The organism is Paenibacillus thalictri, from assembly GCF_004307995.1.
In the GTDB taxonomy this organism is placed as follows: domain Bacteria; phylum Bacillota; class Bacilli; order Paenibacillales; family NBRC-103111; genus Paenibacillus_AF; species Paenibacillus_AF thalictri.
On record NZ_SIRE01000009.1, the window covers coordinates 133292 to 146664 of the forward strand.

The window sequence follows — 13373 nt, forward strand, 5'->3', positions numbered from 1 at the left end:
ATTATTTGGAGGTATGTAACCATGAAATTTTTTATCGACACAGCCAATCTGGCGGACATTAAAAAAGCGTACAAAGTCGGCGTGCTCTCCGGAGTAACGACCAACCCTTCTTTGGTTGCCAAAGAAGGCGTGAAATTCGAAGACCGGATCGCTGAAATTTTGCAGGCCGTTCCTGAAGTGGAATCCGTATCTGCCGAGGTAACTCCGGATGCCGTTACGGCAGAAGAGATGATGGCGCAAGCGGATGAACTGATCAAAATCAACGGCGGTGACAAAAACATCACGATCAAGCTGCCAATGACTTTGGCCGGTCTTGAAGCATGCCGTTACTTGACGAAAAAAGGCGTAAAAACCAACGTCACGTTGGTCTTTACCGTCAACCAAGCATTGCTTGCCGCACGCGCAGGCGCCACTTACGTTTCCCCGTTCCTGGGCCGCTTGGACGATATTTCCGAAGACGGCGTATTGCTCGTATCCAAAATTGCCGAGTTGTTCCGCATTCATAACCTGGATTCGCAAATCATCGCCGCATCTGTGCGCCATCCGGACCATGTAACCCGTGTAGCGATGGCCGGCGCGCATATCGCAACGGTTCCATTCAGCGTCATCGAGCAGCTGACCAAACATCCGCTCACCGATCAAGGAATCGAGAAATTTGCCGCCGATTGGAAGAAAGCAGTTAAGTAAGCAGTCGTTATAGCACCTCAACAAACGCTTAAAGGAGTCGGTTCAGATCGCTATTTCATTTAATTATTCCAGTGCATTGCCCTTCATTCAGCAGCATGAAGTGGATTATTTCGGCGAGTTTGTCAAAACCGCGCACAACATGCTCCATGAGAAAAAGGGTCCCGGATCCGATTATGTGGGATGGGTGGACCTGCCGCTTCAGTACGATAAAGAAGAATTTGCGCGTATTAAGCAAGCCGCGGCGCGTATTCGCAGCCATTCCGACGCTTTGATCGTGATCGGGATCGGGGGTTCGTATTTGGGAGCGAGATCGGCGATCGAAGCGTTGTCCCACACCTTCCATAATGAGATGAGCGGCACAACGAAAATTTATTTTGCCGGTCAAAATATTAGCTCCACTTATATCTCGCACCTGCTTGAACTGCTGGATGGCAAAGATATTTCTCTCAACGTTATTTCCAAGTCGGGCACAACGACGGAACCGGCGATCGCTTTCCGGATTTTGCGCGATTACATGGAGAAGAAATACGGCAAAGAAGGCGCCAAAGAGCGGATTTTTGCCACCACCGACCAAGCGAAGGGCGCGTTAAAGAAGCTAGCCGACGAAGAAGGTTATGAAACGTTTGTTATTCCGGACGATGTGGGCGGACGTTATTCCGTGCTGACCGCTGTAGGCCTTCTGCCGATCGCCGCCGCGGGACTCGATATCGACAAAATGATGGCCGGCGCGGCCGCAGCTGCGGACAAATACAACAACGCCGACCTTGCAACCAATGAAAGCTACCAGTACGCTGCCGTTCGTAATGCGTTGTACCGTAAAGGCAAATCGATCGAGCTGCTGGCTAACTTCGAGCCGTCGCTGCATTTTGTAGCGGAATGGTGGAAGCAGTTGTTCGGCGAAAGCGAAGGGAAAGACCAGAAAGGTCTGTACCCGGCATCCGTCGATTTCACGACTGACCTGCATTCCATGGGACAATATGTGCAGGAAGGCCGCCGCGATCTGATCGAGACGGTGCTGCTCGTGAAGAAACCTCAGATCGAGTGGACCATCGGCGAAGACGCCAGCAACCTGGACGGCTTAAATTTCTTGGCCGGCATGACCATGGATGAAGTGAACAAACAAGCGGCTCTAGGCACACGCATCGCCCATGTGGACGGAGGCGTGCCGAACCTGGTCATCGAACTGGACGAGCTGAATGAATATACGTATGGAGAAATGGTCTATTTCTTCGAGAAGGCATGCGGAATCAGCGGCTTGCTGCTTGGAGTCAACCCGTTCGATCAACCGGGCGTGGAAGCCTACAAGACCAACATGTTTGCGCTGCTCGGCAAACCGGGCTTTGAAGCGCAAAAAGCCGAGCTGCAGAAGCGTTTGGCGGATACGAAGTAAAAGCGTGTAACTGAAGAACTTAAGATAAGCTAAGACCCCAAGTGACATGACGTCAATTGAGGCCACTGAAAAAGTAGCGAAGTGAGCGAAATCATGCTGGAGAAGCGCCAGCGTTCGCCTTTGTCCCCGGATTTCACCCGCCATAAGCGGGTATCATCCAAGAAATTCGGGGACAATCAGCGATCGGAGGAATGATTCGCACATGCAGTGTTCACACTTGTTCAGTGGCCTCCGTCATTTCGGGGTCTTTTTGCGTTTGCCGCAGCCGCACGGAGCTTTGCTGCTGTAGAATGCCCATTGGCTGCCTGCAGCATGGCGTCAGTTTTTTTTAGAAAGTGCTTTTTAAGGCTTCGAGACGTCCGCTCATCCGGCTTACCCCGGCTCGACAATAACACCTTCGAACGCGGAGCGGTAGATCGCCCGGATATCGGCTTCATGCAGCGGAAGCGGGCTGCGGGCAAGCAGCCGTTTCTGCTTCACTCCGTCGGCGGTCAGACTCTCCAAGGCATCTTCGGGAATGTTAAAGCCTGAAAGTCTCGTCGGAATCCCGACATCCTGCACCAGCCGCTGCAGATGCTCCACGCAAGCGTATGAGGCGTCCGTTTCGGATAAAAACGCCTTGTTCCCGCCAAGCGCCTCCAAAATGTCGCCCATCCGTTTGACGCAGCTTTGGCGGATATACCCCATTACGTAAGGCAGCAGTACGGCATTCGACTCGCCGTGCGAGATGTGGAATTGGCCGCCAAGCGGATAAGCGAGCGCGTGCACGCCGGCCACCCCGGCGTTAAAGAAGGCGAGCCCGGCCAAATAGCTGCCGTAGCTCATGCTGCAACGCGCCTGCCTGTCGCTGCCGTCCGCCACGGCTTTGCGCAGCGATCCGGCAATGAGGCGGATGGCATGGAGCGCAAGTCCGTCGGTAGCCGGGGAGGCGTTGACGGAAATATACGCCTCGACCGCGTGGGTTAACGCGTCGATGCCCGTTGCCGCGGTTACCTTGGCCGGTACCGTCAAGGTCAGATCGGGATCGACAATCGCCGTGTCGGCGAGCAGAAACGGATGGGTCACGACGTCTTTGGTCGTCGCAAGCGACAGAACTGCGATGTCGGTGACTTCCGAACCGGTGCCGGACGTCGTCGGAATTAAAATTTTCGGCAGTCCTTTATGCTCCGGCTTGCGGCTGCCGCTCAAATTCAAATAATCCGCGACCTTTCCGTCCTGAGGCGCCAGCACCGCGGCTAGCTTCGCCAAATCCATTGCGCTGCCGCCGCCGATGCCGATGACCAGATCGAAGCCGCCCGACCGGGTGTAAGCGACAAGCCGCTCGCCTACTTCAAGAGGGGGCTCGGGCACCGTATCGGAATAAATATCGATCGAGTAGCCCTCCGCGACCAGCGGCGCGAGCACGCCGTCAACGACGCCGATTTGCCGCAGCACCGCATCGGTAACGACGAGAATCCGCGACGGGCGGTGTTTGGCGACTTCCGGCAGCAGCTGAGCGATTGCGCCCGGACCGGTGAAGCTGAGCGGTGTAAATACAAGCTTAGCAAAACTCATTTGCGGGTAGCTCCTTTCATGCCGAAAGTTTACTCGTAGTAGCCTTCGGTCGATTTGCGGAATTTAGCGAACTGATCGGCATCGTGCCCGAACCATACCTGCGCTTTCGTCTCGTGAGCGAGCCGCCGGATTTTCTCAACGGAAGCGGTGTAACCGAGCGAATCGTAAATAATGCCTGGCGGCTTGACCGGCGGGCCATAACTTTCCGCCGTATAAATCGCGTCTGCGGCCAAAATGATGCTGCCGGTCTCCGGCATCTGCACGTGCAGCCCAAGCATGCCCCAGGCGTGGCCGCTGCCAAGATTGACGACGCGGATGCCTTCGGCCAGCGGCAGGTTGTCTTCGCTGCGCTTCACGGTGCGCCATTGCAGATTGCTTTTGATCCAGGCATCGATGTCGGCCCAGATGTAGGCGCCTTCTTTTTGATTGCGGGCGTACGTTTGCAAAGTGCCGTTAAATTCGTCTTCGTGCACGATAATCGTCGCGTTCGTAAACATTTCGAGACATCCGGCATGATCCAGATGCAGGTGGGAAGCTACGACGAACTTGATATCCTCCGGACGCACCTTCAACTGCTCAAGCCGGTTGTGCAGGTAACATTCCTCGCTGGCCGTCCAAGGAAAAGCTTGCTGCGTCGAGGACGCCCAACGGCCCTCCGGTCCCATTGAATTCGGATTGCAGGCGGTATCGAACAAAATTTTGCCTTCCGGATGGTCGATCAGCACCGTATAAATCGGGAACTCGACAAACTGCGCGGGAGCGTTCGGATTGCTGACCGTTGCCGGGTTGTGCATCGCGATCATCCAGTTTTTATCCATACTCATACGGCCGTTGTCCATCACATACAGTTTCGGTTTCGGGTGAATGATATTGCACATAAGAATATCCTCCTCAAAATGTAGTTTTTACGGTAACAAATTTAAGTTCGGTCATTTCCTGAACCGCATATTTAATGCCTTCGCGGCCATAACCGCTGTCTTTGACGCCGCCGTACGGCATATGATCGACGCGGAAGGTCGGAATGTCGTTAACGATGATGCCGCCCGACTCAATCTGCTTGGCCGCATAAAACGCCTTCTGTATGTTAAGCGTATAGATGCCGATATTGAGGCCGTAGGCCGAACGGTTCGTCAGCTCAATCGCTTCGTCCAAGTTATCGTAAGGCACGATGGACACAATCGGGGCAAAAGCTTCCTGGCAGGAGACGCTCATATCCGGCGTCACATCCAGCATCACGGTCGGCAAAAGCACTGCGCCCTCCCGCTTGCCGCCGCAGCCGATCCGAGCCCCGGCTTCAACCGCTTCGTTGATCCACGCTTCGATCCTCTCGGTTTCCCTCGCATGAATCATAGCGCTGATATCGGTTTGCTCGTCGGCCGGGTCGCCCACCCGCAGTTGCTTAGTTCTCTCCACAAAACGTGTGCAAAACTCGTCGTACACGGAACGGTGCACGTAGATGCGCTGCAAGGAGATGCATACTTGGCCGGCAAACGAAAAAGCCCCCTCCACACAACGCGGGACGATACTTTCAAGCGGCACGTCAGGTTCAATGATCAGAGCCGAGTTCGAGCCGAGCTCCAGCGTCGTTTTGCGCAGACCGGCTTTTTCTTTGATCGTCCGGCCAACCGCCGAGCTGCCGGTGAACGTGATCTTGCGCACGTGCGGATCGGTGACTAAGGCGTCTCCGAGCTCCCGGCCGCTGCCGGTCACTACCTGCAGGGCGCCCTCCGGCAGGCCCGCTTGATGGAACAATTCCGCGATCGCCAGGGAGCTCAGCGGAGTTTGTTCGGCGGGTTTAAGCACCACCGTATTGCCTGCGGCCAAGGCCGGGCCCAGCTTGTGGGCAACCAGGTTAAACGGGAAATTAAAAGGAGAAATCGCCGTAACGACGCCTAGCGGTTCCCTCCATGTAAAGCCAAGCCGGTTTTCGCCGCCCGGCGCCGCATCCATCGGAATCGTCTCGCCGTACAGCCGTTTGGCTTCTTCAGCGGAGAAGCGGTATGTGGCGATCGTACGCTCGATTTCCGCCCGTGCCGTGCGAATCGGTTTCCCGGCTTCCGCCGAGCAGATTTGGGCAAGCTCCTCTTTTTTGTCGATCATAAGCTGGACCACACCGTATAAAATATCGGCGCGCCGATGGGCGGGCAGCTCCTTCATGCGCTGAAAAGCTTCATTCGCCCCGGCAACGGCCCTTTCAACATCAGATGGGCTCGCCTTTGCGATGTGCGCGAGCAGCTTGCCGTCATAAGGCGAATGGAGCGGATAAGTCCGGTCCGCAGCGACCCATTGGCCGTTGATCCATAGTTGTTTTGTTATCGTTTCCAACAAAACGCCTCCTTTCTTTTGATTTCATTTTATATATAAGCAAAAAGCGTGCCAACTTTAGAGGTGTCCGTTCGATTCCTATCCGGACGGCCATTTTCGCCAAAAATTCAGATCAGCGCCGTTGATATAAAATGGCTAGAATGGTGAATATATTCACCGACTAGTGTGAGTACTCATCGAGCGAACCGTTGTTCTTTGCGGCTAGCATACCTAAGCGACTAAGCAGGAACTCCGCCCCTCCATGTAGAATGAATAGGTGCTGAATAAATTCACCACGTGCGGAAAAAATTCACCGGGAAAGAGGGACGTGATCTTGAAGAACGCGATGATGACGGAATACTGGAAGCCGATATTCGATTCCATGCACAACGGTGTTGTTGTCGTCGGATTGGACGGCAAGGTGCTGCAGCTTAATGCCTCGGCGCAAAAGCTGCTGCAGGTGCACGACGGCGAGTGGGAAGGCGTGCACATCACTTCGATTATTCCGAATACGAAGCTGCATCAGGTGGGTGAAAGCGGGCTCAGCACGATCGGCGAAAAGATGGAGATCCAAGGCCGGATGTGCATGGTGAACCGCACCCCGCTGTACCGCGGGGACGAGGTGGTCGGGGCAATCGGCGTCATTCAGGACATTTCCGAGATGGAGCATTACATCAGCTTGTTGAAGCAGCTGGATTCCATTGTGGAATTTTCCACCGACGGCATTTATGTCGTCGACCGGTACGGGAAAACGCTGATGGTCAATACCGCATACGAGCAAATTACCGGTTTTACGCGGCAGGAGCTGGTCGGCAGGCATATGGCCGACCTAACCGAAGAAGGTTACTTCGACCAATCCGTATCGCTGCTGGTGCTGGAGCAGAAAAAACAAATCTCGCTGATTCAGAAAATCAACCGTAAAAAAGAAGTGATCGTCACCGGTAATCCGGTTTTCGACAGCGACGGACATATCTCCATGGTTGTCACCAGCGTACGCGACATTACGCAGCTTAACGAAATGAAGCAGGAGCTGAATAAGGCGAAAAGCTTCTCGCAAATCCAAAATCACCGCTATACGCTGATGTTTGACGGGCAGGAGCATTCGATCGTGTTCAGAGGGGATAAAATGCGCCGGATTTACGAGCAGATTCGCCAAATCGCTCCTTTCCCAACCAGCATTATGATATCCGGACCGTCGGGTGCAGGTAAAGAAGTGATCGCCAATCTGATCCACCATATGAGTGACAGAAAAGACCAGCCGTTTATCAAGGTGAATTGCGCTGCCATCCCGGAAGCGCTGCTGGAGTCGGAGTTGTTCGGATACGAGGCGGGAGCGTTCACGGGAGCGCAAAAGGAAGGCCGGATCGGGCTGCTGGAGCTTGCCGATAAAGGTACGATCCTGCTCGACGAAATCGGCGAAATGCCGCTGCCGCTGCAGGTCAAGCTGCTCCGGGTGCTGCAGGAGAAGCAGGTGCAGCGCATCGGCAGCTCGAAGGTGCGGAAGCTGGACATCCGCATCTTGTCGGCCACCAACCGCGATTTGCGGGAGCGCATTCAGGCCGGCCAGTTCCGCGAAGATTTATACTACCGGCTGCTTGTGGTTGAATTGCAAATACCGCCCTTGTCGGAACGTCCGGAAGATGTAGCGGCGCTGATCGATCATTTTTTTCAATATTACTGCAAGGCGTACCGGATCGACAAGCAGCTGTCGGAGGAAACGCGGCATCTGCTGAACGGTTACCATTGGCCGGGCAATGTGCGCGAGCTTCGCAATCTGATCGAAAATTTGATCGTTTCCGTGCCTTCGACCGTTATCGAGACACATCATCTGCCCCGGCATATTTACGAGTCGGGATTGCCCGACAACCTCAGCAGCCTGAAAGCAAGGCTCGAAGAGTTTGAAAAACGCGCTGTAAGAGAGGCGCTGGAAAAGCACGGGTCCATCCGCAAAGCCGCCTTGGCGCTGGGGCTCGATCATTCAACGCTGGTCAAGAAGATGAAGCGGTGGAATCCTTAATGGAGGGAGCTTGGCTTGAATATAAGAGTTTAATGATATTAAGATCCATACTATCGGGTGCATGAGGAGATGGAGCGGTTGGAGGCAGTCATCATTGAAGATGAGAAGGAAATATTAAACGGGATGAAAGAAGTATTGGAGGAGCTGCACAGTCTGCCGCTCCACATCCATTCCTTTGATCATGCCGAGGAGGCGCTGCTGTATATCCGGGAACATCGTCCCGAAATTGTCATTACCGATATTGTGCTGCCGCGGATGTCCGGCATGGAGCTGATCGAGCATATCCAGAGCAGCGGCTGTCAGCCTAAAGTTATCATTGTAAGCGGATACAACAACTTCGAATATGCGCAAAAAGGGATCAAGCTGGGCGTTCACGATTATATTTTGAAGCCGTTTGATAATGTCCAGTTCCGCCAGGTGGTGCTCGGCATCATTGAGATGATCGGCAAGGAGCGGGAGGAACAGATGCGGCGCAGTCCGGAAGCATCGGCTTTGGGGGCCAAAGCCTTGCGGGATAAATTTCTTCATGGATTGTGCATGCAGCCGACGGCTTTGCAGGAGCACGTATATTACCGGCTCAAGTTTTGGTCGCTCGATTGGCTGGCTGAAGCGGATTATTACGTGCTCGCCATTGATTTTGCCAAGCCGCAAGGACAACGGATCACGGAAAATGAAGCCGAGCTGAAAAGCTTCGCGATCGGCAATATCGTCGAGGAACTGATTGCCGCTTACCAGCCATCCGTATTGTTCAGAAATACGCTGAACCATTGGTGTCTTATTACCGGCAGGCCTCATGAGATCGAAGCGCTTGCCGACGAGATTGCCGCCAAAGTGACAGCCTTTCAGAAATATCCCGTTCATATCGGGATCAGCGGGCGGACAAGGGCGGTTCAATCGTTAGCTGCGGCCTACGAGCAGGCCGTCCGCGCTTTGCACATGTGCCTGCTCGATCACCGCAGCCACAAGCTGCATTTTCCCGCGTTGACGGAACATACGGAGGCGAAGCAGGATTGGGTGCAGCGGCTTTCGGCCTGCATGCTGACGATGAACATGCAGGAGCTGGAATCGGCGGTGGAAGCGATGCTGAAGGAGTTTGCTTTGGCCGGGCATCCGACAAGCATTGGCGAGCTGTCGAGGCAATCGTTGGAACGATTGGTGGAGCTGCATTCGGCGCTGGCCTCCAGGCTGGAGAGCAGCCTGCATCATATTCCTCTGGAGCTGTGGGATGCGCTGGACCGGTGTACGGAATACGAAGAGCTCAAGCGGTGCATCGTCGATTATTTGAAGCAACTGGCGGGCCGGACCGTTTCCAGGCACTCCCACTATATTATTGAGAAGGCGAAACAGCTGATCGACACCCATTTCGCCGAAAATATCACGATGGCAGGTACGGCCGAAGTGCTGTCGGTTCATCCGGTTTGGCTCAGCCAGCTGTTTAAACGCGAGTGCGGCATCAATTTTGTCGATTATTTGGCGGATGTCCGCATTGAGCAGGCCAAGCGGCTGCTGCGCGATTCGGATTTGAAGATTTACGAGATTGTGCGCAAGATCGGCTACCAGGATTTACAGCATTTCGGGCAAATTTTCAAAAAGAAAACGGGAGTATCCCCCAAGGAGTATCGATTCGGCAAATGAATCCAAAAAATCCGATGAGCGAGAGTAATCCGGCGAGCCGAATCCATGCGGCGAACCGCTGGTTCCACCGGAAGCTGAAATGGCGGCCCCCTTCATTAACGCTGTTCCAAAAAATATTATGCCTGCTGCTGATCTCGGTCTATATTCCTGTAGTGATGCTTGGTTACCTGTCGTATAACCGCTATGGACAACAGCTGGAGAAGGCGGCGCAGGCGTTCCTGTCCAACGATCTGCGCAACAACGCGCAGCGGATCAACGAATGGTTCGATGAGGTAGAGCGCCGTTCCGTGGATATTTATGCGTCGGAGACCGTGCAGCAGTTGCTGCTGAATACAAAAAAGGGGGAGCTGGAGCAGACCGATTTTATTTACGAGTTTGCCAAAATTCGCTACAGCTTCGCCGGTCCTTACGATTTAAGCATTTACCCGGTGGACATCGACCGCTTTTCCAATACGAGTATGCTGAAGAACAGTATGCCGCAGCTGGAGGGAGGTTGGTTTGAGCAGGCGCTGAATTCCGATGGCCGCGGCTTCTGGGCATACCGTACCTATGAGGAATTCGGGATCGCTTATAACGATTTTTATTTTATTCGGCCCATCCGGTCCGTCAAGCTGGGTTTTGAAAATTTGGGGGTTATGGTGATCCGTGTGCCTGGTAAAATGGTGCTTGGCAAATTGATTTCCAATCAGCAGTACGCCAGCTACATGCTGACCGTGATCGACGGCAAAGGCAGAAATTTGCTTGAGCCGGAGTCGCCGTTTGGCGAGACGTTTTTCGCCAGGATGACGCCTGTTGGCCAGCAAGGTCAGTTTCAAGTGGTAACCGCCGGCAAGAAGCCCTATTTCGCCGATGCGGCGCCGGTTCGCTACAACGGCTGGCGGGTTGCGGCCGTCGTTCCCGTCTCCGATGTGATGGGCTCGATTCAAAGCATTCAAAGCTCGGCATGGCTCGTTTTGGCGGCCAGCCTGGCGGTAATTACCTTGCTGCTTGCGGTGATTACCCGAAATTTCACCGTTCCGATCCAAGGTCTGGTTCGGCATATGAAGAAGGTGCACCAGGGATTGCTGGAGCCAAGCACAGCCAGTGTTGCGCGCAGGGATGAAATCGGTCAGCTGGTCGGCGGCTACAATTCGATGGTTTACGGGATGCGCGATCTTCTGCTTGTCACCAAGCAGTCCGAGCAAGAGAAGCGGAAGCTGGAGATGCAAATGCTGACGAATCAAATTAATCCCCATTTTTTATACAATACGCTGGATGCGATCAAATGGAAGGCGCAAACGGCTCGCGAGCCGGGGATTGCCGACATGGTGACGTCGCTTGCCGATCTGCTGCGCTTCAGCCTCAACGACGGGGAAGAAATGACAACGCTGGAGCGGGAGATCGAACATGTCAAAAGTTATGTGCATATCGAACTGATGCGCAAGGGCGGATTCCGGATCATGTATCACATTCAGCCGGCCATTTTGAACGCGCCTTATATGAAGCTGATTATACAGCCGATTGTGGAAAATGCGATCCGGCACGGGATGGACGGCATGACGGGCGGGGAAGGCAAGCTGCTGGTATCGGTTTATCGGGACGGCCAGGATATCGTCTGCAAGGTGGAGGACAACGGCCCGGGATGCGATGAGCAGAAGCTGCAGCGGCTGCAGAGGATGCTGTCGGGCGGAACCCCTGCGGCACAGCAGGATGGACGGGGATTGGGGGTAATTAATGTTCACCGCCGTCTGATGGTCAGCTACGGTCACGGCTATGGCGTCCAGATGGAAAACAAGCCGCAGCAAGGATTTTGCGTAACCATCCGGCATCCGTTCATAGAAACTGCTGAAGGCCAGGAGAAAACACCCTAATTTACCCTTATTAAATAATAATTCAGCCTTGTTCAAATCCATATCGAACAGGGCTATTCTAGTTGTAGCGGGAACAAACAACAATAGAGAGGGGGATCGCTAGTGGGAAGCTCCAGCAGAATCGGCAAGCTGTGGGCCTTCGGGCCGCTGTATCTCATGCTGCTGCCGGGGCTAATCTATTACGCCACGTATAAATACGGGCCGATGTTTGGCGCGATTGTGGCTTTCAAGGATTACAACCTGGTGCAGGGCTTATGGGGAAGCGATTGGGCCAATCCGTGGTATAAGCATTTCAAATATTTTTATGATTCGCCTTATTTCACAACCGTCCTCGCAAATACGCTGCTAATCTCCATTTACAAGCTGCTGTGGGGCATGCCGCCCGGTATTATTTTTGCGGTTCTGTTGAACGAGATCCGGCTGCTGCCATTTAAGAGGGCCGTCCAAACGATCACGTATTTGCCGCACTTTTTGTCATGGGTCATCGTCTACGGAATGCTGCTGATCATGATGTCGGAAACAACCGGGCTCATCAACGTATGGCTGAAAGAGAACTTCAATTTCGTCATTCCGTTCCTAACCTCAACCGACTGGTTTCGCTCCATTCTGATCGGCTCGGAGCTGTGGAAGGAATTTGGCTGGAACGCGATCATTTATTTGGCGGCGATGACAAGCGTCGATCCTACACTATACGAAGCCGCACGCGTGGACGGAGCCGGCCGGCTGCGCTGCATCTGGCACGTCACGCTGCCGGGAATCCGCAATGTCATCATCCTGCTGTTCATTATTAAGCTCGGGCATATTTTGGACGCCGGCTTCGACCAAATCTACATCATGTACAACATTCAGGTGTATGAGGTTTCCGATATTTTGGACACCTATACGTTCCGTACGGGATTGGAGCAGTTTAATTTCAGCCTTGCTTCGGCCGTCGGTTTATTTAAATCGGTGATCGGACTGGTGTTGGTTGTCGGAGCGAACCGCCTGGCCAAACGGTGGGAGGGCGGCATATGGTAGCGATCGGCTGGAGGGACAGACTGTACCTTGGCATCATATATGCGCTGCTCGCGCTGGCTGCGGTTAGCGTCATTTTTCCGCTGATGTATGTCGTTTCCGTGTCCCTTACGCCTTATGCGGAGGTGTTGAAACGAGGGGGCTTTACGATCATTCCGAGCAGCATTACCTTTGAAGCGTATGCCGCTTTTTTGGAGGATTCCAGAATTCCGCGAGCTTATGGCGTAACTATTTTTATTACAGTTGCCGGAACCTTGGTTAATCTGCTGCTCACTTCTCTTATGGCTTATCCGCTCAGCCGCAAAGACATGCCGTACCGCAGCGTGCTGTTGTTTATAACGGTGTTTACCTTGCTGTTTAACGGAGGGGTCATTCCGACGTATTTGATTGTCAAAGCGACAGGCTTGGTCAACTCGTTATGGTCCATGATCATCCCGGGGGCTGTCAGCACATTTTATTTGCTGATTATGAAAACCTTTTTCGAGCAGTTGCCAGCCAATCTGGATGAAGCGGCCAAGCTTGACGGCGCAGGCGAGTGGAAAATTTTAATTGCCGTTGTGATGCCGCTGTCTCTGCCGATCATGGCGACAGTGGGACTGTTTTATGCGATTGGCCACTGGAATGAATTTTTTAACGCGATCATGTATGTTTCGGATACGAAAAAGCATCCGCTGCAGGTGATTTTGCGGGGCATTCTGAGCCAGAAGCAGATGCCGGAGACTAATTTCGAGCAGGTGCTGCCTACCGAGACACTGCAGATGGCGGCGGTGATTCTCTCCACGCTGCCCATCCTGGTAGTGTATCCGTTTATCCAGAAATATTTTACCCAAGGGGCGCTGCTAGGTTCGGTCAAGGGTTAGCGTCGGGACTGACGGCATTCGAAATGAAGAAAGCGATTGCACCAAATAGATGGCAGATAAGG

At 53.6% G+C, this 13373-nt stretch carries 10 protein-coding genes; 7 read left to right on the forward strand and 3 right to left on the reverse strand.

Annotation, left to right across the window (positions count from 1 at the left end):
• Positions 1-21 precede the first annotated feature (21 nt).
• Positions 22-687, forward strand: coding sequence for a fructose-6-phosphate aldolase (gene fsa / locus EYB31_RS13735; RefSeq protein WP_131013913.1), 666 nt, complete (start codon positions 22-24; stop codon positions 685-687).
• A 46-nt stretch (positions 688-733) separates the two neighbouring features.
• Entirely contained in the window at positions 734-2077 is a 1344-nt protein-coding gene (locus EYB31_RS13740; RefSeq protein ID WP_131013914.1) for a glucose-6-phosphate isomerase, read from the forward strand.
• Positions 2078-2449: 372 nt separating this feature from the next.
• On the opposite strand, the gene EYB31_RS13745 is transcribed toward EYB31_RS13740, so the two are convergent.
• The 3 genes from EYB31_RS13745 to EYB31_RS13755 are packed head-to-tail and all read right to left on the reverse strand — an operon-like array spanning position 2450 to position 5959.
• Positions 2450-3631 carry an iron-containing alcohol dehydrogenase gene (locus tag EYB31_RS13745; protein WP_131013915.1) on the reverse strand — a complete coding sequence of 394 codons (1182 nt, stop codon included), beginning with the start codon at positions 3629-3631 and terminating at the stop codon, positions 2450-2452.
• Positions 3632-3660: 29 nt separating this feature from the next.
• Complete coding sequence (ahlS, locus tag EYB31_RS13750) at positions 3661-4509, reverse strand: AhlS family quorum-quenching N-acyl homoserine lactonase (protein ID WP_131013916.1); 849 nt, start codon at positions 4507-4509, stop codon at positions 3661-3663.
• Positions 4510-4522: 13 nt separating this feature from the next.
• Positions 4523-5959, reverse strand: coding sequence for an aldehyde dehydrogenase family protein (locus EYB31_RS13755; RefSeq protein ID WP_420819439.1), 1437 nt, complete (start codon positions 5957-5959; stop codon positions 4523-4525).
• A 310-nt stretch (positions 5960-6269) separates the two neighbouring features.
• On the opposite strand from EYB31_RS13755, the gene EYB31_RS13760 reads away from it, so the two are divergent.
• The 5 genes from EYB31_RS13760 to EYB31_RS13780 all read left to right on the forward strand — a co-directional run bounded on the left by EYB31_RS13760 (position 6270) and on the right by EYB31_RS13780 (position 13311).
• Positions 6270-7952 carry a sigma-54 interaction domain-containing protein gene (locus EYB31_RS13760; RefSeq protein ID WP_131013918.1) on the forward strand — a complete coding sequence of 561 codons (1683 nt, stop codon included), beginning with the start codon at positions 6270-6272 and terminating at the stop codon, positions 7950-7952.
• 78 nt (positions 7953-8030) lie between these two features.
• Positions 8031-9587: a response regulator gene (locus EYB31_RS13765; RefSeq protein ID WP_165452413.1), complete on the forward strand. Its 1557-nt coding sequence runs from the start codon at positions 8031-8033 to the stop codon at positions 9585-9587.
• Entirely contained in the window at positions 9584-11437 is a 1854-nt protein-coding gene (locus EYB31_RS13770; RefSeq protein ID WP_131013920.1) for a sensor histidine kinase, read from the forward strand. The genes EYB31_RS13765 and EYB31_RS13770 overlap by 4 nt, the downstream gene beginning before the upstream one ends.
• A gap of 156 nt (positions 11438-11593) precedes the next feature.
• Positions 11594-12454, forward strand: a complete 861-nt coding sequence (locus EYB31_RS13775) for an ABC transporter permease (protein ID WP_131014069.1) — start codon at positions 11594-11596, stop codon at positions 12452-12454.
• Positions 12448-13311: a carbohydrate ABC transporter permease gene (locus tag EYB31_RS13780; protein ID WP_131013921.1), complete on the forward strand. Its 864-nt coding sequence runs from the start codon at positions 12448-12450 to the stop codon at positions 13309-13311. Before EYB31_RS13775 ends, EYB31_RS13780 begins: the two co-directional genes overlap by 7 nt.
• Positions 13312-13373: the final 62 nt, after the last annotated feature.

Coding starts and splice junctions, on each gene's coding strand:
- ahlS (WP_131013916.1), bottom strand. CDS start 4,509: ATGTGCAATATCATTCACCCGAAACCGAAACTGTATGTGATGGACAAC.
- EYB31_RS13770 (WP_131013920.1), top strand. CDS start 9,584: ATGAATCCAAAAAATCCGATGAGCGAGAGTAATCCGGCGAGCCGAATC.
- EYB31_RS13780 (WP_131013921.1), top strand. CDS start 12,448: ATGGTAGCGATCGGCTGGAGGGACAGACTGTACCTTGGCATCATATAT.
- fsa (WP_131013913.1), top strand. CDS start 22: ATGAAATTTTTTATCGACACAGCCAATCTGGCGGACATTAAAAAAGCG.
- EYB31_RS13745 (WP_131013915.1), bottom strand. CDS start 3,631: ATGAGTTTTGCTAAGCTTGTATTTACACCGCTCAGCTTCACCGGTCCG.
- EYB31_RS13775 (WP_131014069.1), top strand. CDS start 11,594: ATGCTGCTGCCGGGGCTAATCTATTACGCCACGTATAAATACGGGCCG.